Genomic DNA, 20782 nt, shown 5'->3' on the forward strand with positions numbered 1-20782 from the left:
GGCGAAGTGCTATCCGGACACCAAGGACTCCACGCGCGACGGCAAGTCGTCGATCCGGACCGATTCGGGGCGGTCGGTCATGGACGAGCGTTCACGAAACCCGGTGCCGGTCGCGATGGCGACGATCGACTCGTCGTGAGCGATTTCGCCCGCCGAGGAAAGCCGACGGATTCCCGCGAGCGTCGTCGCGGAGGCGGGTTCGACGCACAACCCCGCACGACTGGCAAGGTGACGTTTCGCATCGAGAATCGCATCGTCCTCGACTGAGAGCACGGCACCGCCCGTATCACGAACCGCCGCGAGGACTCGGTTGCCGCTCGGAGGAGACGCGTTGGCGATGGAGTACGCCACGGTTTCGCCACCCTCGACGGGTTCGACCTCGTTCGCTCCCTCCCGATACGCCCTCGCAATCGGGTCGCAAGCGGCGGCCTGCACGAAGTAGAGTCGCGGAAGCGACGCGGAATCCAGCAACCCCGCGCTCCGGAGTTCACGGAGGGCGTTCCAGATGGCGCTGGCGTGCCCGCCGCTGCTGACCGGCGCGACGATGGCATCCGGTACGGTCGAACCGGTTCCTCGTGCGGCGAACGACTCACAGATTTCGAGCGCCGTCGTCTTCTGGCCCGCGACCCGAAGCGGCGCGTCGGAGTTCACGAACCGAATATCCGAAAATTCGAGACTCACGTCGTACAGTCGCCCGTAGTCACCTTCGACCTGCACGAGCGTCGGACCGAACTGGGCGATGTGGGCGAGTCGTTCCGTCGGGATGTCGTCGGGGACCAAGACGAGGCAGTTCAGGCCAGCGCCCGCGGCGGTCGCGGCCATGCTCATCGCCATGTTGCCGTGCGAGACGGTTCCGACCCACTCGTCGCCAGTTTCGAGCGCGCGGGCGACGCCGACCGCACTCCCCCGGTCCTTGAAACTGCCCGTCGGATTGGCGCTCTCGTCCTTGATCCACAGTGAACACCCGGCGTACTCGTCCAACCGCGGCGTTTGAAGGAGGGGCGTTCCGCCGACCGCCGAACAGATACCGGGAGTCGCCGACGGATGCCCGACCGGGAGCAACGCCGAATACCGCCAGATGGAGGGGTCCGAGACCGTCGGCCACGAAAAATCCGATGCATCGGTCTTCGGCCAGAGCGGTTCGCCGCACGAACAACGTGCGCGCGTTTCCGCGTTCACCTCGTTGCCACACTGATGACAGACGAGCGTCATCTCGGCCGTCATCGGATCGCGTCCTCGTAGCGTTCCTTGGCGTTCGTCGCACCCGAGAGCAAGTAGTCGGCGTCGATGCCGACGACCTGAAAGTCGAATCCGGCGTCGGCCCAACGCTCCACGTCTTCGGACTCGAGCGCGATGGTGCCGACGGGGACGTCCGCCTCGTGACCTGCGGCCAAGACAGCGGAAATCTCGGTGTCGAGCGAGTCGGTGTCGCCGAACCGACCGAGCGACGCGGAGAGGTCCGCCGGGCCGACGAACAGCGCATCGATACCTGCGACCGCGGCGATGTCGGCCGCGTTTTCGACGCCGGTCGAGGATTCGATTTGGACGACGACGAGACGCTCGTCGTTCGCCCGTTCGAAGTATTTTCTCAAGCTGAGTCCGTACCGCGACGCCCGCGCTCCGGCGACTCCGCGGATCCCGTCCGGCGGGTAACGCGTCGCATCCGCGATGGTTCGGGCCTGGTCGGCCGTCTCGACCATCGGGACGATAACACCGGAAACGCCGGTGTCGAGGACGCGCTTGAGTCGGGCGGGGTCGTCGTCGGCCACGCGGACGAGCGGTTCGGTGTCGCCGCTCGCCGCATCCACTGCACGGGCGAGCGATTCGACCGTCTCCAGCGACATCGCCGTGTGTTCCGCGTCGATGACGACGAAATCGAAGCCGAGTTCGGCGCTCATCTCGGCGACTGCCGGGTGGCCGATGGAAATCCACGATCCGACGGTGCGATCACCTGCACGAACTGCGTCCGCGAGTTGGCTCATGGGAATTCGAACGCGAAGGAGGGAAAAATAGGGTCCGGTCGGGGAAATTCGAGTCACTTCAGTCCGCGCCGGTCACGCTGTAGATGACGAACAGATAGCCGACCGTCGAGACGCCGTAGTTCACCGTCAAAAGCAGTCTGGTGTTGTGGAAATCCGTGAGAAACGCGCTGAACGTGGTGGCGATTGCGGCCGCGACGAGAATCGAGAACCCGATAGAGAGGGCGAGCATCGACCGTCGGGAGGTCTGAAGGTAGGCACGCATCGCCAAACCGACCATCGTGAGGCCGGTCGCCGCGAGAACGATGCTGAGTAGTATGTAGGTGATTTCGATAGCTTGCATGGAAAGGCGCCTATGGCTGTCGTCATCTACAAATCAGGCAACTGATTTAAAATTATTCAATACGGTAGTTCAGTAACTGGACCGGTCGTGATGATGCCGGGCGTAGACGGGAAAGCCTGACCCGAAGAGCTCCAAATTCACAATATTATTCATGTTGGTAGAATGAAAATGGGCGAAAAGCGGCGGAAGGCGGCCGTTCAGAACAACACGACGGCGAGGAAGCCGACGAGCAGCGAACCGGTCACGAGCAGTTGAACGACCGCCGACGCGAGCATGCCGAGGACGGCGAAGCCAGCGGTTCGTGCACCGTGTCGGAGGTCGTTCGTCCGCGTGAGTTCGACGACGAAGGTGGCGAGCGCGACGGCGACCAGCATTCCCACGGGTCCCGTGACGAACAGGGCGACGATTCCGACGACGGCCGCGACGGCGGCTGACACCATCGATCCACCGCCAGCGCGTGCGGAAATCGCGCTTCCTGCGTAGTCGGCGACGAACGCCGCGATACCGACGACCGTTGCGATGGTGACGAAGGCGAGGCCGGGACTGTGGAAGTTCGTCCCCCACCAGTAGACGTAGATTCCCGCGAGCGAGAGGGGAACACCCGGCACGAGGGGGGCGACGCTTCCGAGAACGCCACCGAGCAGGAGGGCGAGGGCGAGGAGGAAGGGCCAATCCATGTGACAGAGGAGGCGGTTGCGAGCCATAACCCTTCAGGTTGCCCCGACAGCTTTTGAACCGTAGCGCCCGAGTTTCGAGTAATGAGGGTACTCGTCGCCGGAGCAACCGGGTTCGTCGGCCGCAACCTCGTCCCCGAACTGATCGAACGGGGTCACGAAGTCGTGGCGATGACTCGGAACGCTTCGACGTACGACCCGCCGGAAGGCGTGTCAGTGGTGGAAGCGGACTTGAACGACCGCGAGAGCCTTCGCGGCGTCTTCGACGGAGTGGACGCCGCGTACTACCTCGTCCACTCGATGGGCGAGAGCGAGGACTTCATGGCACACGACCGAGTCGCGGCGCGGAACTTCGTTTCGGCCGCTCGGGGGGCGGAACTCTCCCGTGTGGTGTATCTCTCCGGACTCGGCGGAGAACGGGTCACGCTCTCGGATCACCTCAAATCGCGCCGGGAAGTGGAGTACATCCTCGGCACCGGGGCGTACGACCTCACTGTCCTGCGGGCGGCCATCGTCATCGGCGGCGACAGCGCCAGTTTCCGGATGGTCCAACAGTTGGCCGAGCGCCTGCCGCTCATGATAACGCCACGATGGGTCCGGACGAACTGCCAACCCATCGCCATCGAGGACGTCGTCGGTTATCTCGTCGGGGTCCTCGACACGCCGGAGACGGCCGGTGAAACGTACGAAATCGGCGGTCCGGACGTACTGACCTACGGCGAGATGGTAATTCGGACGGGCGAACTGCTCGACAAACGCGCGACGATGGTCCCGGTTCCCGTCCTCACGCCGCAACTCTCGGCTTACTGGGTCGATCTGGTCACCGACGTCCCCAAAGACGTCGCGCATCCGCTCATCCTCGGACTGAAGACGCGCACCGTCGTGGAAGACGACCGAATCCGCTCGCTCGTTCCCATCGAACTGACACCCTTCGACGACGCCGTGCGGCGCGCAATCGCATGAGCAGGGCAAACCGGATGAATACGCCGGAGTATCGATGGGCCTACGAGAGCATCGTGGACGGGATTCCGGGCGTCACGTTCCCCGATTGGCTCGCACTGACGATTCAGTTCGTCCTCTTCGAGGGACTCATGCTGTTGCTCGCGTGGCGATACGACCTCTGGCACGCCGTTCCGGCGGGTACCGCGGCGATCGTCGTCGCCACCGCCGGAAGCGCGCTGATGCTCCTCATCGGACGACGAGTGCGGGATCTGACGATTCCGATGGCGTACCGAAAACTGTTGTTCGGATCGAGTATCGAGGTGGTTCTCGGCGTCCTCGCCTACGTGGCATTGGTCACCTACCTGCTGGTGTACACGCCTCGGACTGGAGCGCCGCTGCTCGAATCCCTGCTCGGGACGTCGCCCCCGATTCCGGCCGTGTTCCTCACCCTGCTCGTCCTCTGGGACGTGTGCTACCGTATCGGCACCGCGTGGTGGGCGAGCGTCATCGGCTTCTGGGTCTCCGTGAAGTATCCGAGCGAGTCGGAAACGCGCCAGGACCTCCGGCGTGTCGATGCGGTCGTCATCGCCTTCGCCGTGTTGCAACTCGTCCTGGTCCCCTTCGTCTGGGGCTACGACCTGCTGGTGCTCGCACTGGTCGGACACGTCGTCGCCGTCCTCTGCGTCTCCGGGAGTGCGATTTTTATCCGTACCCGCCGCTCAACTATTTAACCGATGACGGTGTAATTCGCTGATAGTCCATGTCCGACAGCGACCCACCGTTCTCGATTCCCTACCGTCCGCGCCGAACGTATCCGCGACGGGGTGGCGTTTGCTACGAAGGGGAGACGCTGTTTCGACTCTCGCCCGACTCCGACCCATCCGAGAACGACCTCGTGGCGCTCGTCGAGCGGGTACTGGACGGGGATTCCTACACCTACGGCGACTGGTTCGACCTTCCCGTCCCGATGTATCTCGTCCGCGACCGCGAACACGACACGACTTTTCGCGTCGTCGTGCGCTACGGTTCCGTCGAACTACACATCCTTCCGGACACCCGTTCTGAGGGGTTGAAGTCTATCTATCGACGATTGTCCGCGGAATCTCCCGTCTCGTGGAGCGTTTCGTGTGAGTCGAATCCGGAAAACTAGTCACTTTCGGAGTACAACCATTATATACCATCGGCGGGACAATGCAATCTAATGGCGCTCCATGTAGACTCCCGAGATTGGACCCTCCGCACGACCCACAATCGAGACGACATGTTGGGGCTTGCGGACGAAGAAGGAATTCAGGCGGCACGGGCGGCTTACCCGTCCGGCTGGCTCTTTCTGACCCGCGACCCCGCGACCAGAGAGCTGGTTCGTCTCGCCGCCGCGACCGGCGGCGAGTGGGAGCTAGAGGAACTCGCGCACGAACTCGACCAAGGAGCCGACAGCGTCGACCGAAGCCTGGACGACCTCGTGGAACTCCATGTATTCCGCGAAGACGACGGAACGTACCGCCCGAACTCGGAAAGCGTCATCGCCAACACAGTCGCGCAGTTGCGCGGTGCGGCGGACGAACGCGGCGCGTCGGACGGCTTTCGTGACCTGACACGGCCGAAGGAGGTACGACTGCTGTTGGACGCACTACTCGCGATGGATCAGGACGAGGTGTTCACGCAGGACGACCTTCACCAACTCGTCGGTCTGTCCCGAAAATCAGTGTGGATGCACGTCGAACCACTCGCGGACCTCGGCGTTCTCACTCCGTCAGGTGAAGGCTACAAAGTAAATGAGTCAAGCTCGGTGTTCGCTCAGATCAGAGCGTTGAACGCGGCGGTCCTCGGTACCGCACTCTCTCCTTAAGCGGTCTGCGTTTGACTGAGGTCGGCGCCGACGTAGCGCTCTTCCCATTCGCGTCGCGCTTCGATTTCCCGCGCTCCTCGGCGGGTGAGCGTGTAGTAGTTCGTCCGACGGTCTCGCTGTCCCTTCTCCACCAACCCTTTATCGACGAGCGAATCGAGATTCGGATACAGTCGGCCGTGATGAATCTCCTTCTCGTAGTACGCTTCGAGTTCTTCTTTGATGGCGAGGCCGTGGGGTTCGTCCAAACCAGCGATGACGTACAGAAGGTCTCGCTGGAAACCAGTCAGGTCGTGCATGGTTCTCCCTAGCCCTACAGAATCATGCAATAGACAAAAGAGTAATGGCCAATCGCAACCTACCCCGACGCCTTCTTCCGATTTCGTGATCCCCCTCTCGACTATTCTCCTATCGAGGACCAGTTGTTCGAATGACATAATATGGCTCTCGCCAAACTTTATAGATAGTTCCCCACCCGTCACGTCTCGGGGTAGGACACGTCGAAATACGGACGCCTTCCGAACGAAAGGATAGCTTAAAACGTCCGTTTTGAGACCTGTCGGGCACGATTCCAGATTCATCGAGTACGAGACACGTTTGTTTATATCTAGCAGGATCAAGTTTATTCAACCCCGTATTTATGCCCATGTGTCTGGTTATCTCTCGCATGGCAACACGGGACGACAATCCCGACCTCGAAACGTACCGCGCCTCGCTCGGTCACGAAGTCTCGGACACGCATCCCTCCCTCGCGAACGAACTGCGTGCCGTAGTCGATGGTGACGTCCGCTTCGACCAGTACACGCGCATCCTGTACGCGACGGACGGCAGCATATACCAATCCCAGCCCGCGGGGGTCGTCTACCCGACCGATGTCGAGGACGTACAAGCAGCGGCGCGCATCGCGGCTGACCACGACATGCCCGTCCTCCCGCGCGGTGCCGGTTCGTCGCTCGCGGGGCAGACCGTCGGAAAAGGGTGTGTCGTCCTCGACTTCTCGCGCCACATGGATTCCATTCTGGACGTCGCACCCGACGAGCGCCGAGCGGTGGTCGAACCCGGCGTCGTGCAGGACGACTTGGACGATTACCTCGCGGAGTGGGGGCTCAAATTCGCGCCCGATCCGGCGTCCTCCAACCGGGCCACGGTCGGCGGCGGCATCGGCAACAACTCCACCGGTGCGCACTCGGTTCGCTACGGCATCACCGACGCGTACACCGCCGAGTTGGACGTCGTCCTCGCCGACGGGTCGCTGATTCACACCCGCGACGTCGAACTCGACGGCGAGGAGTGGGACGAAATCGTGGAACGTGACGACAGGGAGGCCGAACTGTACCGAACCGTCCGGGGACTCGTCGAGGACAACGAGGACGCTATCGAGGAGCGCTATCCGACGCTCAAGCGCTCGGTCAGCGGCTACAACCTCCACAAGGTGATTTCCGAGCGGGACGGAAACCGATACATCAACCTCTCGAAACTGTTCGTCGGCGCGGAGGGGACGCTCGGTATCGTGGTGCGCGCGACGCTGGAATTGGTGTCGCGCCCCGACGAAACCGCACTCGCGCTCTACTGTTTCGACGACCTCGTGTCGGCGATGGAGGCGGTTCCGGAAGCCCTCGAATTCGATGTGAGCGCCGTCGAATTGATGGACGACGAGGTGTTCCGACTCGCCCGGGACTCGACGGAGTTCGCGGAGTACGCCGCTCCGATTCCGGAACGGGCGGAAGCCGCCCTGATGTTGGAGTTCGACGACGAACTCCGGGACGACTTCGAGGACGCCATCGCGGAGACGAACGCCAACTTCGTCCACGCGGGCGAGGCGTTCGACGTGCTCGAAGCCTACACGGCCGACGAGCAGGCGGACCTCTGGAAGCTCCGAAAGGCCGCGATTCCGCTGCTGATGAGCATGGAGGGCGATCCGAAACCGTATCCGTTCATCGAGGACGCGTCGGTGCCGCCGGAGGAACTCGCGGAGTACGTCCGCGAGTTCATGGACGTGCTCGAAGATCACGATACCACGGCGGCCTACTTCGCCCACGCGGGAAGCGGCACGCTTCACATTCGACCGATTCTGAACCTCAAAGACGCCGAGGGCATCGAGACGATGCACTCCATCGCGGACGACGTGACCTCGCTCGTCCTCGACCACCACGGGGCGTTTTCGGGCGAACACGGCGACGGACTCGCCAGAACGGAGTTCAACCCGAAGATGTACGGCGAGCAACTGTGGACGGCGTTTCAGGACCTCAAGACGGCGTTCGACCCCGACTGGCGGATGAACCCCGGAACGGTCGTGTTTCGGGACGAGGACGAAGCCGACATGCGAGAAAACCTCCGTTACGGGCCGGAATACTCCTCACTGGAGCCGACGACGGTGCAGGATTTTTCGGAGGAAGGCGGCTTTTCGCACCTCGTCGAACTCTGCAACGGCTGTGGCACCTGCCGCCAGACCGGAAGCGAGACGATGTGTCCGTCCTACCGCGGCATGAAGGACGAGATGACGACGACGCGGGGGCGGGCGAACCTCCTTCGGGCCGCCATCAGCGGCGAGATTCCGACCGAGGAACTGTTCACCGACCGGTTTCAGGAGGAGGTGCTGGACCTCTGTCTGGGTTGTAAGGGCTGTGCTCACGACTGCCCCACCGGCGTCGATTTGGCGAAACTGAAGGCCGAGGTGAAACACGCCGACCACGAGAAACGCGGTGCGGACCGACGCGAAACGTTCTTCGCGAACGTGCACAGGATTTCGGCGCTCGGGAGCGCGCTCGCCCCGCTGTCGAACTGGGCGACGCGGCTTCCGGGAGCGGACGCGATCGCCGAGAGGACCCTCGGTATCGCCCCCGAGCGCGACCTGCCGACGTTCAGTCGTGAGACGTTCGTGGACTGGTTCGAATCGCGCGGGAGTCGCGTGCCGCCCGACATCGCCACCGAGCGGGTGCTGTTCGTCCCGGACACGTTCACGAACTACAGCTATCCGGCACCCGGCAAGGCCGCCGTCCGAGTCCTCGAAGCCGCCGGCGTTCACGTCCAAGTGCCGACCGACCTCGCGCCGAGCGGACGGGCGGCCTACTCGGAAGGCTTCCTCGACACGGCGCGCGAGAACGCGGAAGCGAACGTCGCGGCGCTCGAATCCCGGGTCGACGACGGCTGGTCGGTCGTCTTCGTGGAACCTTCCGACGCGGTGATGTTCCAGGACGAGTATCGGGACCTCGTCTCGAACCGCGCCGTCGAGGACGTCGCGGCGAACACCTACGGCGTCTGTGAGTTCATCGACCGCAAGCGACTGGACGAGGACATGGAGTTCCGCGGCGTGGCCGAATCGCTCTCCTATCACGGCCACTGCAACCAGAAGGCGCTCAATCGGGACCACCACGCGGTCGGCGTCCTTCGGCGGGCAGGGTACGAGGTGGACCCCCTCGACAGCGGGTGCTGTGGCATGGCGGGCAGTTTCGGCTACCGAGCCGAGCAATACGACCTCTCGCAGGCCATCGGACGGATCCTGTTCGACCAAGTCGAGGACAGCGGCGCGGAAACCGTCGTCGCGCCCGGCGCATCCTGCCGGACGCAACTCGGTGACCGCGCTGGCGAGACGCGGCCGCCGCATCCCATCGAGAAAGTCGCGGACGCGCTCCGGAGTGGCGGAAACTCATACTGAGGGTGGAGATGGCGGCGCTTCGCCGCCAACCATCCTTATAAACGATTAAGGTATCGGCGTTCGATTTTCGAGTATGAAACTCGGGACTGGGCTGTTCACCTGCCAGCGACGCCCGGACGACGACCGTTCGATGACCGAGATTTACGACGAGATGCTGGAGTTGGGCGAGGTGATCGACGCTTCCGGCCTCGACAGCATGTGGGTGTCGGAACACCACTTCGCCGAGGACGGCTATCTCCCCTCCACCATGCCCTCGCTCGCGGCGCTGGCCGCCCGAACGGAGAACGTCGAACTCGGTTCCTGTATCGCACTCGCCCCGCTCTACGACGGCGTTCGCCTCGCGGAGGACGCCGCGACGGTCGACCTGCTGTCCGATGGACGACTGACGATGGGGCTCGCCATCGGGTCGAACCCCCGCGAGTTCGAATCGTTCGGCGTCCCACGCGAGGAGCGTGTCGAACGCATGACCGACCTGACGGAACTCCTCCGTGCCTCCTGGTCGGACGGGGAACTCGACTACGACGCCGAGTTCCACGACGTCTCGCCGGACGTGAGCGTGACGCCGAAACCCGAGTCGGAAATTCCCATCATGTACGGCGGCGGCGTCAAACCCGCCGTTCGGCGTGCGGCACGCGTCGCGGACGCGTGGTGTGCGCCCTCCTCGCTGTCCATCGAGGGCGTCCGAAAGCGCAAAGAGGACATCGAGCACGTTCGGGAGGAGGAAGGAATCGAGGGCGATTTCGAGGTGTACGTCCTCCAACACGGGTTCGTCGGCGATTCGAAGGAAGAAGCGTGGGAGGCGATGAAGCCCGGTTACTTCTACATCCAGCGACGGTACGCCGAGATATTCTCCGGCGAGTCGGTGGACGAACTCCCGGTAGAACGACAACAAGAACTGAAAGAACAGGCCATCTTCGGCACGCCTGAGCAAGTCACGGCGGAGTTGAACGAGTACCGCGACGCGCTGGGCGACGACGTGCACTTCATCTTCCGAACGTACCACCCCGGAATCGGTACCGAGGCGATGGCCGACTGCGTGGAGCGACTGGGCGACGACGTCGCACCGAATATCCGGTAGTTTTATACCGCAAGGACGCACAACACACCCCACCATTTCCGCTGTTTTACGGCCGCGCCGGATGCGAAAAGTGGTCGAGCGGGACCAGCAGTTCCGTACTTCCCTCGACGATGACGTCCGCCATCACCACCGCGTGGTCGTCGTCGATATCGAACTCCGATTCCTCGACGGCTTTCTTCGAGGCCGCGATGTCCTCGGCTTCCATGAACGTGAACAGGAAATCGCCGTCGTCAGTGGACCGAAGGAATCGGGATTCGGTGTGGACACCCTCGTTTTCGAGCGTCTCGAACACTTCGTCCTCGCGCGCCTCCAGTTCGTCACACCACGCACGGAGTTTCTCGGTTTTTCCTGGGTGGTGTTTCTGTCTGACGAGAACTACTTCGGTCACGTCATGAGAACGGTTCTATCGTCCGAAGAATCTATCGCCCTCACACTTTCACCCCGGATAGCACACGGATAAACGGATGCGATGCGTTCGTTCGAACCGAATGTCATCGCTTCCGCTCGAAGACGACCCGGTTCTCGGTCCCTACGTGGACGAACACGGCCAACTCACGCTCGACCCGGCGAACGACCCGTTCGAACGACTCGTCGTCTCCATCGTGAATCAACAGCTCTCGACGCACGCCGCCGCGACGATTCGTGAGCGGTTGTTCGAATCGGTCGAGCCGACGCCGCAGAGCCTCCTCACCGCGGACGAGGGGACGCTTCGGGAAGCGGGGCTTTCCGCACAGAAGGTCGAATATCTTCGAAGTGCAGCGCGGGAGTTCGAGGAGCGAAACCTCACCCGCGAGCGATTCGCGGAGATGGAGGACGATGCCGTAATCGAGACGATGACCGAAATCCACGGCGTCGGCGCGTGGACCGCAAAAACGTTCCTCATGTTCGGCTTGGGACGCGAGGACGTGTTTCCCGTCGAGGACCTCGGCATTCGTCGCGGGATGGAACGCCTCTTCGGGGAGTTAACCCGCACGGAAATGCGGGAGGAAGCGACGGTATGGAAACCGTATCGAAGCATCGCGAGCCTCTACGTCTGGCGCGTCGCCGACGAGAAAAATCCGTGATGGAGTTGTCAAGGGGAGAACCGCCATTCCACTCACGTCCAATGGTTCCAACCTGTTTGGGAAGAATAATTCAGTACTTCCGCAATGAAAAGAAACTCCGGCGAGGGGAACGAACGGTCGAGTATGGCATCGAACCAGACGGTACGAACCGCCGACGAACCGCTCGACGTGCGATTTACCGAGGCGGAACTCGAAGCCGAACACGAACGAATCCTGTCGTTCATCGAGGAACACGTGAACCGTGACGAGGAGCGCATGAGCGTCACGCGCGAACTCGATACCGCCGTCGTCGGCCTGTCCGGCGGAATCGACAGCACGCTGGTCGCGTATCTCGCCGTCGAAGCGCTGGGAACCGAGAACGTCTACGGCGTCGTGATGCCGAGCGAGGTGAGCAGTGACGAGACGATGAGCGACGCCGAGCGTGTCGCCGACGACCTCGGTATCGACTACGACGTCGTGGAGATAGGACCGATAGTCGATGCGATAACGGACGCGCTTCCCGACCACGGGGAGACGAACGACCGGATCGGACGATTCCAACGCGACATAACGGCGGTCCGAACGCGGACGCTCGTGGAGTACCTGAACGGGATGGAGATGAGCGGCGTCGTCGTCGGGACGAGCAATCGGAGCGAATGGTTGACCGGCCACTTCGACAAGTACGGCGACGCGGCCGTCGACTGCCAGCCGATCCTTCACCTGTACAAGCGTCAAGTTCGTCAGCTATCGGCTCACGTCGGCGTCCCCGACCGGATCGTCGAACGGAAGGCGAGTCCGGAAATCGGTGCCGGGGGGACCGACGAGGAGAACCTCGGTGCCAGCTACGACACCATCGACTCCGTCCTCGCGCTGACCATCGACGGACCGGTTTCGCCGGGACGAACGGCCGAACTGGTCGGCATCGAGGAGGAGACCGTCGAGTCGATCATCACCCTCTACGAGCAGTCGGAAATCGAGCGACGATTCGCACCCGCACTCGATGCACCCGTCGATCGAGTTCGATAAGGACCAAATGGGCCGACGGATCAGTCGACGAAGAGCGTTCGATCGACCGAGGTCTCGTTTTCGTCCGTCGAGGAACGACTCGGAAGCCGCGCCAGCAGGCTCATCAGCGCTGCCCCACCTCGTAGCAGGGTCGGTTCGAGCGCGTCGGGAATACGGTCGCGCGACGAGAGGAGCGACGAGAGGCCGTCCCCCCGCGACTGCTGGGCACGTATCGTCTCCTCCACTGCGGGCCGACGGACCTGCTCGACGCGTCGGAGAAGCCGTTCCGGGAGCGGACCGTCACCGCGATGGAGGACGGGCGTGAGCAGACGATGTACGGCGAGCGCATCCTGAATCGCCAAGTTGTTCCCTTCGGCACCGATCGGCGAGGCGACGTGTGCGGCGTCACCGATGAGCAGGAAGCCGTCGTCGGTCCATCGTTCCGCAAGCCCGGAGCGGATGGAGAGCAGGGAACACGCGTCGAACGAGGTCAGATGTTCGTCGATGTCGCCGTCGAGGGCGGGTTCGATGGCCGAAACCGTCTCCCGAAAGTCGGCGATACCGCGGTCGCGCAGGGCCGGATAGGTGCCTTTCGGGATGAGCAACCCATACTGGGATTCACGCTCGCTCAGCGGGGAGTACACCAGGACACCCTCGTCCTCGACCCGGATGTGTGTCGTGAAGTCCGCCGCCGCACACGGCAGTCGAAACCACACAACCTCGATACCCGTCTCGTTCATTCCCGAATCGATTCCGGCGACCTTCCGGGTGGACGAGAACCGACCGTCCGCGCCGACGACCAGCCGACTCCGAATTTCGAGCGTCTCACCGCTCGGGCGGGACGTCGCGGAAATCCCCGCGACTGAACCGTCTTCACGGAGGAAACCGTCGAACGTCGTTCCGCTGTGAAACGTGAAGGTGTCGTACTCCCGTGCACGTTCGATGAGGAGGCGAAGCAACGGCGGTTGCTTCAACAGGAGGACGTACCGCTCGTCGAAATCGAACACCGGATACGATTTGCCATAGGCGACGACGGTACCCTGGGTGATGACCTCGTGAGGGAGGTCCTCGATGGCATCGAGGAGATCCATTTCGGCGAAGAGACGCGGAAGCGGCGGGCGAAACCCGTAGCCGCGGAATTCCCTGTCGAGCGTCCGCTGGCGTTCGATGAGAACTGTTTCCACGCCGCTTCTGGCCAGCAGATAGCCGAGGACGGCACCGGCCGGACCAGCACCGACTATCACCACGTCCGCCGACTGCTCGGTTCGTTCGGTTCGTTCTATTCGTTCCGCCTGATCGGATTCGGCGGAATCCACCGACTCGTCGGTCATCGCTGTGGCCCCACGGACGCAACGATATCGACACGTCCGGTTTCGGGAAACCGACGGACGTGGACCGGAAGGGACTGCTGTGAGGGGGAGGCAATCATCGGATGTGGGTTCCAAAAACGAAGACAAAAGCTTTCCGGGACGGTATAATCCGTATCCGATTATACAGTGGGGGGAAGCGTGGGTGCATCGATACGAACGGCGGGGGACTTCCGGAGAACATCGCTACAGCTATTGGTGGGGTCGGTCAGATTTCGAACGAGCGTGGTCAGAACGAAACTGAATCGCTTTCGACTCGCCGATGTCGCACAGCAGTTCCTCGGAGCGTTGATCCTCGGTGCCGGGTTCATCATCCCGCCGGACGTGTGGCTCGTCAGCGAGCAAATGTCCACGGTGCGGGTTCTCTTGACCCTCGTACTCGTTTCCGGAATCGCCTATCTGGGGCTGTACTCCGCCGACCAGACCCACGACGTCGAGCGGGAACGAACGGTCGGTGGGGTACCGCTTCGCCTCGTCTCCCTGTTCGTCGTCTCCGGACTCACGGCGACGGCTATCGTGGTGTTCCTTCGGGAACCGTCGTTCTACGGGGCGACGCTCGGAACGACGCTGAAAGCGATTCTCGTCACCAGCCTCTTTACGACCATCAGTGCAACCGTCGCCGATTCGGTGCTGTAGGTGTCGGTGTCATAACGAGAACCGCCCGGCGTTAAAACGTCGGATGAGGCGTTCGATCGGAATCCGTTTCCCGATTTCGAACAGGACGAGTGCGCTGGCACAGAAGACGAGTCCGGTGGAGAGCAGCGCGAACTGTGGTGATAGCCCGAACTGGGTGAAAAAGAGCGGGTTATCCCAGATGTTCGTGATGGCGTGAAACGACTGGAGCGGCGTCACCGTCGCGCCGAGCAGGAACAACACGCCGACGAGGGTACCGCTCCCGCAGAGGATCCGAAGCATGATGCGATGGGAGACGACCGGGTTTTTACGGATGTAGTCCCGGGAGAACCAGAGACCGGCCAGCGCGAGGACGAACACGCCACCGGCGACGATGGCGACCCGTGGGTGGAGTTGGACGTAAGACACGACTTCGGAGACTTGCTCGGAGACCTTGGAAAGTAGCAAGCCGAGCGGGGACGTTTCTCCTGCACCGCTGTACACCAGGAACGTCAGCAGGAGGTTGAAGATGAACGCTCCGCTCGCGGAGTAGGTGACGAACTTTCGGAGGTCCATCTCGGCGATTCCGGCGGGTATCGAAATGGCGGCACGCATCAGCGGCAACATTCGACCCCAGAAGACGGAACTCTCGCCCCAGTGCCCGAACCATCGTTGGCCGCGCTGAATATCGTCGTCGGAGACGTGAACGAGATAGCCCCAGCGACCGAGGACGTATTCGCTGTTCTTCCCGAGGACGTAGTACGCGAGGACACTCCCCACAGTCGCTCCGAGCGTTGCGTCGAGGACGAAGAGGCCGAAGGAAAACGGATCGTGGACGAGTTGCGTGGCCGCGAACGGGACGACGAGTTCGCTGGGTGCGAAATGCAGGATGAATCCCGTTTCGAGCGCCATGTACACGAAGACGGCGAGATAGCCGTAGTCGGAGACGAACGAGAGAACGGTGTGAGTCACCCAATCAAACATTCGATCGGATCTAACGTGAGAACGGCTATCAACTTACTGGTAGCGCCAGGAATCGGACTTTCGTGTCGAAGGGCTGCTGGCAAGCGGTTACAGTCGCACTCGTGAGTAGACTAGCTAAAGATAGTGACGCGAGTCAAACGTGAGTTGAAAAACGGAATATAGAACCCAAACCGAAAGCAAGCGGTGATTTGTGGATGATCAGCGGACATATATTTTCGACAAAAGTAGTTCTACATTGTACCGCATATTCGATGTTATATCATGGAATACCTCTTATATACGTTGATTAACCGATGGTCGTATCGAATCACCGTATGGCAGAGACATACTCGCGACGGAAGGCGCTCGGTATCCTCGGTTTGACAGCACTCTCGACGGCAGGGGTTTCGGTTGCCAAGGAAGGCAACGACGGAAACGGTCAACACCAACGAGGGAACGAAAAGGAGCCTCGCAACGACTTCGACCAACCGGCACTAACTCGGTTCGCGACCGTTCCACTCGGTGCCGAAGTCACGGGACTTCGGATGGCACCCGACGGGCAACTCTTCATGAACGTCCAGCACCCGAACAAGGATAATCCGACACCGTACGACGCGAGTGTCGTCGGTGCAGTCGTCGGCATCGACGGAAGTGGATTTCCCACGGACGTTCCGAACCTTCCGGCCGCGTCGACGGACGACGAGAAGCAAACGACTCGAACCGCAATCGGTCAGCATCAGGTGCTCGCAACTGGGACACAAAAACTCGGAAACGGCGACCTGCTCGGTGTGCCGAACGATGCCGATGGGAACCCGATCACTGACGAAGCCGAGTCGGACATGAACGCGTACGTCCCGACCGGCGAAAACGAGGGATACCTCTTCACGAACTGGGAGGCCCAACCCGGCATGATTTCGCGGATGTTCCTCAGCCGCGATGGGGACAGCGCGGAGTGGACTGTCGAGGACGGAAGTATCGAAAATCTCGATGTGCGGAGAATGGAAGGGACGTGGAACAACTGCAACGGCTCGCTCAGTCCGTGGAACACACCGCTGTCCAGTGAGGAGTACGAACCGGACGCGAAAGCGTGGTTCGAGAGCGACGAGAAAACCTACGGCAACGCCGAAAAGACGTTCGAGAACTACCTCGGCTACTTCGGGAATGCCTACCGTTACGGGTTCATCGTGGAGGTCGAGGACCCGACCGGCGATGCGACGCCGACGAAGCGCTTCGCGCTCGGACGGGCATCCCACGAGGTCGGCGAAGTGCTCGGCGACGAGCGCACCGTCTACCTCACCGACGATTACGAGGGGGGCGTCCTCTACAAGTTCGTCGCCGACGAGGCGGGCGATTTGAGTGCTGGTACGCTCTACGCCGCGAAACTCGAACAGGATGCGACGGATGACGTGACGAAGGCCGGGTTCGACGTGGAATGGGTCGAACTGGCACACGGCGAGGAAGACGAGATCGAGTCGTGGATCAGCGAATACGACGATCAGGACCCGACCGCGGACGGATACGAGGCGAAGTACATCACCGACCACGAGATTCGGGAGTGGGCGAACGGAAACGCCGAGGACGACCGCGTCGCCTTCCTCGAAACCCGGAAGACCGCGGCCGCGCTCGGCGCGACCAACGAGTGGCAGAAACTGGAAGGAATCAGCGCACCGAGTGACGCCAAGCCGGGAGACGTTATCAACATCGCCTGCTCGAACGTCCACGCGACGATGAGCGACGTGGACGGCGACGTGATGCTCGAAGAGGACACATACGGCGCGGTCTACAGCGCCCGACTGACTGGAAGCTACGATATCAAACGCATCGAACCGTCGCTGGTCGGCGGCCCCGAAGCGAACGTCGTCGCACCCGGTGACGACGGCAAAGACGCGAACGGAATGCTCCTGAACACGCTCGCCAACCCGGACAACATCGTCACCTTGGACGACGGCCGCGTTCTCGTCGGCGAGGACGGCGATCACGAGAACAACGTTCTCTGGCTGTTCACGCCCGGAAAGCGAAGCTGGAAAGGAAACGACGGCCACGGCAACGAGGACGGAAATAACGGCGACGGGAAGGACGACGGTTGCTAAGTCGGCGACTTCGAGGTTCGATTTTTTCCGAGAGCGGCAAATGACTCGTTCACTCGTCTGCCCTCGGTTATAATCCATACGCGTCAGACTCTATCTCTTGTACTGCCGGGACACGGCGGAGGAGCGGATGAGCAGCCCAGAAGATCGCCATCGAAAACAATCCGACGGTTACCCCGAGCATCAGTAAGTCGAGTCCGACAATCGTTGCGAGCGCCCCGCCGAGCAGTGAACCGACCGGCTTTGCGACACCGGTGACGCTGTACACTACAGCGGTCACACGGCCGAGGAGACGGTCGGGAACGAGCGACTGAATCATCGCGATGAGTATCGTGTCCATGACGCCGATCGGAACGAACGCGAGGCAGACGAGGACCGTCGATAACGGCAACCACTGCATCCGAACCGCGGCGAGCCATGCAACACCGCCCAAGCAGTAGCCGACCGCACCGAGCAGATGTATCGGTATCCGTTTGAGTTTCGGCGCCGCGAGAGCCCCGACCAACCGTCCAGCGGAGAGTCCGGCGAGGAACATCCCGTACGTCCCTGCCCCGCCGTGTGCTGCCCCGAAAGCGGGAAGTACTGCAATCGTCGCGTAGGCCGCGACACCGGACAGGACGAAGGTGACGAGAATCGGGACGAGAACTGTAGCCCGAATATACCGAATTCCCTCACGCAGTTTCTCGGCGTAATCACCGACTGCCGATGACGATGGCTCGCTGTTCGATCGCTCTGCGGTAGGAACGCGAATATCGGCAAAGACGAGGGCAGCGATGGCAAACGTGGCGGAGTCGATGAGATACAGCGAAACCGCACCGACGAGTGCGATGAGTACGCCACCGACGGCGTTGAAGAGGAAATCCACTCCGCCGTAGGCGAAGGAGAACGCCGAATTCGCATCGACTAACTCTTTCGTTTCGACGATTCGAGGGAGTGCAGCGCTCTCCGCCGGATAGACGATTTCGTTGACCAGTCCGGCAACCGGAATGACGAGAAGCACCGTGGGGACCACAAATCGATCCGTGACGACCGCCAGCGGTACGGCCAGAACGAGAACACATTGAACGAGTTGGGTTCCCAACAGCGTTCGCCGAAGGCTCCATCGGTCGACGAGCGGTCCGATGAGGACCTGAAACGTCTGCGGAAGGAGAACCAACGCACCCGCGAGACCTGTGTAGAACGTCGAGTCGCTGAGGGAGTAGACGAGCCACATCGCCGCGATGTAGTAGAGACTGTCGCCCGCGTTCGTGATGATTCGACCGAAAAACAGCCGTCGGAACGTCGGGTTTCGGAAGAGCTCTCGCATCAATCGAACCACTCGCAGGGTAGCCATAAATGTAATCCAAGCGATATTTCTGTTGGCGGAGGAACAGAATAGTCGTTCTGTTCAGCAGCCGTCAGAACTGGAGACGCCGAACGTCTCGTCGACGTGGACGGTCAGCGACGACGTATCGACTCGAAAAGTCACGTCCACCCGGAGCGGAGTTCGGTTAACGATGGTCACCCTCTCGGGGGAAAGCTCCGAAAATCTCCAGACGGGTCGCTCTCGGACGACGATAGCGTGTTCGTAGTAGAAATTGGCGACGGTCGGATTTGCGAGCAAAAGCGCGTGGTCGAGCGCAAGTCCGGCATCGGCACCGCATCGTTGACATTCGAACGAAACCACCGGTTCGCCACGGAAATGGCTGGTATCTTCGGATTCGGTCGCCGACGTCGAGGCCGTATTCGGCGGATCCGACGGTCGCACCGTCGGTTGCATTCGACCGTTACAGTACGGACAGAAGCCATCGATAGCGTGTCGTGATATCGTTCGGATATACCGGTCCACGACCGCTGGAATCGCGTCGTGGTCGTACCCTGAAAAGACGGACGGTGGTGCTGGGACGTTCCATCCGGATGGACACGAGGAACAGGAGTCACAACCGATGCGGATGGTTTCGCTTTCGTATTCGATTCGCAATCGGTCTCCGCTCGTTTCGCATCGGTCGTTCAATTCGACCGGGTCGAGCGTACCCCGTGCCGTGTATATTCCGGATGCAATCGCACCGCAAACGTGTTTGCCCGCTTGGGTGAGCCGATACGTACCCTCCTCTTCCTCCTTCGTGACGAACCGACCCACGAGCTTTCCGAGATGATAGTTGAACCCGCTCGATTCCCGTTCCCCGGCGGCGGTTCGCAGTTCTGAAAACGTCATTCCGGAATCGTTGCCCTCCCAAAGCGTCTGTAAAATCGTGAGGCGAGTTCCGTCGGAAAGCGACGTAAACACCTCGTGAGGTTCGGCTTCGTGGATAAACGGGTCGCTCATGCGCTACCTTGGAGACGTTTCGGCATAGCGATATTGGGAGCGTTCTCGACAGCCCCAGACACAGGTCGTACGCTCAAAACGTACATTTGCGAAAGGTATAAATAGGTGTACGCTTCACGTATGGGTGGCGATGACGAGATGAGCAACACCACGCCGACGACCGAACTGTCGATGACCGCGCTTCCTGCGGTGGAAGGAGAACACGGAACGAGGACGAACTGATGGCAAACTGGGCACCCGATACCGACGACGACCGAATCGAACACATCGTGGAGGACGTGCGTGACCGTCCCGAAGTCGCCGATGTGGAGCACGACGACGAGACGATAACCATTTCCTTCGACGAGCAAACGACGTTGCCCGAGGGCTTCGACGAATGGGCCGACGCCAACGACCTGCTGATTCGTGACGTCGAGGTGCGGCCCGAGGACGACGGCTTCGCCGTTCACCTCACCTTCACCGACGAAGTCGAAGCGCTGTCGTCCCTCCGATCCGGAGTGGACAACCTCCGTCGATACCTCGACGCGGACCATTCCCCTGCCACACGGCGCAAGGCGCTGATGGCTGCCCGCGGACCGTTCGCACGAGCGAAGTGGGGTCCGTCCCATGGGGACCAACACGAGGGAAGCGACGGATTTCACGCCGCCTGTAACCACCTCCGTCACCGGTACGGCACGGGCAGACACCCACGCTCTCGGTTCGGAAACGACGATCCAGGACGGTTCCGGTCGCGACAATAGTTCCGGGATAAATTCGAGCACGCGTCCGCGCACTCGAACCGGCGGTCGTGCGTCGATCACCCGGAGTACCCTTCGAATCCCGTGATTTGGCTCCCGAACGCTCGGGACCGCGTTACGGGAACCGTTTTTTCTTGAGCAGTGCT

The 20782-nt window shown here is 61.6% G+C and carries 21 protein-coding genes; 11 read left to right on the top strand and 10 right to left on the bottom strand.

Annotation, left to right across the window (positions count from 1 at the left end; translation table 11 throughout):
- Window positions 1–9: 9 nt before the first annotated feature.
- From thrC to NKF26_RS15420, 4 genes are all read right to left on the bottom strand, one after another.
- Window positions 10–1224 carry a threonine synthase gene (thrC, locus tag NKF26_RS15405; protein ID WP_253228341.1) on the bottom strand — a complete coding sequence of 405 codons (1215 nt, stop codon included), beginning with the start codon at window positions 1222–1224 and terminating at the stop codon, window positions 10–12.
- Complete coding sequence (locus tag NKF26_RS15410; RefSeq protein ID WP_253228342.1) at window positions 1221–1982, bottom strand: HpcH/HpaI aldolase/citrate lyase family protein; 762 nt, start codon at window positions 1980–1982, stop codon at window positions 1221–1223. Before NKF26_RS15410 ends, thrC begins: the two co-directional genes overlap by 4 nt.
- A 58-nt stretch (window positions 1983–2040) precedes the next feature.
- Window positions 2041–2322 (bottom strand): hypothetical protein, encoded by a 282-nt coding sequence (locus tag NKF26_RS15415; protein ID WP_253228343.1) that lies wholly within the window; start codon window positions 2320–2322, stop codon window positions 2041–2043.
- 197 nt (window positions 2323–2519) lie between these two features.
- Window positions 2520–2999 (bottom strand): DUF456 domain-containing protein, encoded by a 480-nt coding sequence (locus NKF26_RS15420; RefSeq protein WP_253228344.1) that lies wholly within the window; start codon window positions 2997–2999, stop codon window positions 2520–2522.
- Between the two features lie 81 nt (window positions 3000–3080).
- Here NKF26_RS15420 and NKF26_RS15425 point away from each other — a divergent pair, with 81 nt between their 5' ends.
- The 4 genes from NKF26_RS15425 to NKF26_RS15440 are packed head-to-tail and all read left to right on the top strand — an operon-like array spanning window position 3081 to window position 5787.
- Complete coding sequence (locus NKF26_RS15425; RefSeq protein WP_253228345.1) at window positions 3081–3959, top strand: NAD(P)H-binding protein; 879 nt, start codon at window positions 3081–3083, stop codon at window positions 3957–3959.
- Window positions 3960–3973: 14 nt separating this feature from the next.
- A complete protein-coding gene (locus NKF26_RS15430; protein WP_369682159.1) occupies window positions 3974–4669 on the top strand; it encodes a hypothetical protein in 696 nt (231 codons plus the stop codon).
- 29 nt (window positions 4670–4698) lie between these two features.
- Entirely contained in the window at window positions 4699–5088 is a 390-nt protein-coding gene (locus NKF26_RS15435) for a hypothetical protein (RefSeq protein ID WP_253228347.1), read from the top strand.
- A 51-nt stretch (window positions 5089–5139) separates the two neighbouring features.
- The gene (locus NKF26_RS15440) at window positions 5140–5787 is read left to right on the top strand and encodes a hypothetical protein (protein ID WP_253228348.1); all 648 of its coding nucleotides are present in this window, start codon (window positions 5140–5142) and stop codon (window positions 5785–5787) included.
- Here the strand turns inward: NKF26_RS15440 and NKF26_RS15445 are convergent.
- The gene (locus NKF26_RS15445; RefSeq protein WP_253228349.1) at window positions 5784–6083 is read right to left on the bottom strand and encodes a PadR family transcriptional regulator; all 300 of its coding nucleotides are present in this window, start codon (window positions 6081–6083) and stop codon (window positions 5784–5786) included. The genes NKF26_RS15440 and NKF26_RS15445 overlap by 4 nt on opposite strands.
- 368 nt (window positions 6084–6451) lie before the next feature.
- On the opposite strand from NKF26_RS15445, the gene NKF26_RS15450 reads away from it, so the two are divergent.
- Window positions 6452–9439 carry an FAD-binding and (Fe-S)-binding domain-containing protein gene (locus tag NKF26_RS15450; protein WP_253228350.1) on the top strand — a complete coding sequence of 996 codons (2988 nt, stop codon included), beginning with the start codon at window positions 6452–6454 and terminating at the stop codon, window positions 9437–9439.
- 73 nt (window positions 9440–9512) lie between these two features.
- On the top strand, window positions 9513–10517 hold the full coding sequence (locus NKF26_RS15455; RefSeq protein ID WP_253228351.1) for an LLM class flavin-dependent oxidoreductase: 1005 nt from the start codon (window positions 9513–9515) through the stop codon (window positions 10515–10517).
- Between the two features lie 46 nt (window positions 10518–10563).
- On the opposite strand, the gene NKF26_RS15460 is transcribed toward NKF26_RS15455, so the two are convergent.
- The gene (locus NKF26_RS15460; protein WP_253228352.1) at window positions 10564–10905 is read right to left on the bottom strand and encodes a DUF6176 family protein; all 342 of its coding nucleotides are present in this window, start codon (window positions 10903–10905) and stop codon (window positions 10564–10566) included.
- Between the two features lie 100 nt (window positions 10906–11005).
- Here NKF26_RS15460 and NKF26_RS15465 point away from each other — a divergent pair, with 100 nt between their 5' ends.
- Window positions 11006–11581, top strand: a complete 576-nt coding sequence (locus NKF26_RS15465) for a DNA-3-methyladenine glycosylase (RefSeq protein WP_253228353.1) — start codon at window positions 11006–11008, stop codon at window positions 11579–11581.
- Between the two features lie 123 nt (window positions 11582–11704).
- Window positions 11705–12586: an NAD+ synthase gene (locus NKF26_RS15470; RefSeq protein WP_253228455.1), complete on the top strand. Its 882-nt coding sequence runs from the start codon at window positions 11705–11707 to the stop codon at window positions 12584–12586.
- 20 nt (window positions 12587–12606) lie between these two features.
- Here NKF26_RS15470 and NKF26_RS15475 read toward each other — a convergent pair whose 3' ends face one another.
- Window positions 12607–13896, bottom strand: a complete 1290-nt coding sequence (locus NKF26_RS15475) for an FAD-dependent monooxygenase (protein WP_253234542.1) — start codon at window positions 13894–13896, stop codon at window positions 12607–12609.
- A 261-nt stretch (window positions 13897–14157) separates the two neighbouring features.
- On the opposite strand from NKF26_RS15475, the gene NKF26_RS15480 reads away from it, so the two are divergent.
- Entirely contained in the window at window positions 14158–14568 is a 411-nt protein-coding gene (locus tag NKF26_RS15480) for a DUF2391 domain-containing protein (RefSeq protein ID WP_253228354.1), read from the top strand.
- A 9-nt stretch (window positions 14569–14577) separates the two neighbouring features.
- Here NKF26_RS15480 and NKF26_RS15485 read toward each other — a convergent pair whose 3' ends face one another.
- A complete protein-coding gene (locus NKF26_RS15485) occupies window positions 14578–15528 on the bottom strand; it encodes a DedA family protein (RefSeq protein ID WP_253228355.1) in 951 nt (316 codons plus the stop codon).
- A 314-nt stretch (window positions 15529–15842) separates the two neighbouring features.
- On the opposite strand from NKF26_RS15485, the gene NKF26_RS15490 reads away from it, so the two are divergent.
- Window positions 15843–17597, top strand: a complete 1755-nt coding sequence (locus NKF26_RS15490; protein ID WP_253228356.1) for an alkaline phosphatase PhoX — start codon at window positions 15843–15845, stop codon at window positions 17595–17597.
- Window positions 17598–17664: 67 nt separating this feature from the next.
- Here NKF26_RS15490 and NKF26_RS15495 read toward each other — a convergent pair whose 3' ends face one another.
- Both NKF26_RS15495 and NKF26_RS15500 read right to left on the bottom strand, forming a co-directional pair.
- Window positions 17665–18900: an MFS transporter gene (locus tag NKF26_RS15495; protein ID WP_253228357.1), complete on the bottom strand. Its 1236-nt coding sequence runs from the start codon at window positions 18898–18900 to the stop codon at window positions 17665–17667.
- Window positions 18901–18981: 81 nt separating this feature from the next.
- Window positions 18982–19899 (bottom strand): helix-turn-helix transcriptional regulator, encoded by a 918-nt coding sequence (locus NKF26_RS15500; protein WP_253228358.1) that lies wholly within the window; start codon window positions 19897–19899, stop codon window positions 18982–18984.
- Window positions 19900–20120: 221 nt separating this feature from the next.
- On the opposite strand from NKF26_RS15500, the gene NKF26_RS15505 reads away from it, so the two are divergent.
- Window positions 20121–20639: a hypothetical protein gene (locus NKF26_RS15505; RefSeq protein ID WP_253228359.1), complete on the top strand. Its 519-nt coding sequence runs from the start codon at window positions 20121–20123 to the stop codon at window positions 20637–20639.
- Window positions 20640–20782: the final 143 nt, after the last annotated feature.

Source organism: Haladaptatus sp. AB618, from assembly GCF_024136965.1.
In the GTDB taxonomy this organism is placed as follows: Archaea; Halobacteriota; Halobacteria; order Halobacteriales; family Haladaptataceae; genus Haladaptatus.

Bases quoted from the DNA above. Each gene is read 5' to 3' on its own strand.
- NKF26_RS15420 (WP_253228344.1), bottom strand. From the start codon at position 2,999: ATGGATTGGCCCTTCCTCCTCGCCCTCGCCCTCCTGCTCGGTGGCGTT.
- NKF26_RS15455 (WP_253228351.1), top strand. From the start codon at position 9,513: ATGAAACTCGGGACTGGGCTGTTCACCTGCCAGCGACGCCCGGACGAC.
- NKF26_RS15470 (WP_253228455.1), top strand. From the start codon at position 11,705: ATGGCATCGAACCAGACGGTACGAACCGCCGACGAACCGCTCGACGTG.
- NKF26_RS15500 (WP_253228358.1), bottom strand. From the start codon at position 19,899: ATGAGCGACCCGTTTATCCACGAAGCCGAACCTCACGAGGTGTTTACG.
- NKF26_RS15490 (WP_253228356.1), top strand. From the start codon at position 15,843: ATGGCAGAGACATACTCGCGACGGAAGGCGCTCGGTATCCTCGGTTTG.
- NKF26_RS15415 (WP_253228343.1), bottom strand. From the start codon at position 2,322: ATGCAAGCTATCGAAATCACCTACATACTACTCAGCATCGTTCTCGCG.
- thrC (WP_253228341.1), bottom strand. From the start codon at position 1,224: ATGACGGCCGAGATGACGCTCGTCTGTCATCAGTGTGGCAACGAGGTG.
- NKF26_RS15445 (WP_253228349.1), bottom strand. From the start codon at position 6,083: ATGCACGACCTGACTGGTTTCCAGCGAGACCTTCTGTACGTCATCGCT.
- NKF26_RS15505 (WP_253228359.1), top strand. From the start codon at position 20,121: ATGGCAAACTGGGCACCCGATACCGACGACGACCGAATCGAACACATC.
- NKF26_RS15410 (WP_253228342.1), bottom strand. From the start codon at position 1,982: ATGAGCCAACTCGCGGACGCAGTTCGTGCAGGTGATCGCACCGTCGGA.
- NKF26_RS15450 (WP_253228350.1), top strand. From the start codon at position 6,452: ATGGCAACACGGGACGACAATCCCGACCTCGAAACGTACCGCGCCTCG.
- NKF26_RS15485 (WP_253228355.1), bottom strand. From the start codon at position 15,528: ATGTTTGATTGGGTGACTCACACCGTTCTCTCGTTCGTCTCCGACTAC.
- NKF26_RS15440 (WP_253228348.1), top strand. From the start codon at position 5,140: ATGGCGCTCCATGTAGACTCCCGAGATTGGACCCTCCGCACGACCCAC.
- NKF26_RS15495 (WP_253228357.1), bottom strand. From the start codon at position 18,900: ATGCGAGAGCTCTTCCGAAACCCGACGTTCCGACGGCTGTTTTTCGGT.
- NKF26_RS15465 (WP_253228353.1), top strand. From the start codon at position 11,006: ATGTCATCGCTTCCGCTCGAAGACGACCCGGTTCTCGGTCCCTACGTG.
- NKF26_RS15430 (WP_369682159.1), top strand. From the start codon at position 3,974: ATGAATACGCCGGAGTATCGATGGGCCTACGAGAGCATCGTGGACGGG.
- NKF26_RS15435 (WP_253228347.1), top strand. From the start codon at position 4,699: ATGTCCGACAGCGACCCACCGTTCTCGATTCCCTACCGTCCGCGCCGA.
- NKF26_RS15425 (WP_253228345.1), top strand. From the start codon at position 3,081: ATGAGGGTACTCGTCGCCGGAGCAACCGGGTTCGTCGGCCGCAACCTC.
- NKF26_RS15475 (WP_253234542.1), bottom strand. From the start codon at position 13,896: ATGACCGACGAGTCGGTGGATTCCGCCGAATCCGATCAGGCGGAACGA.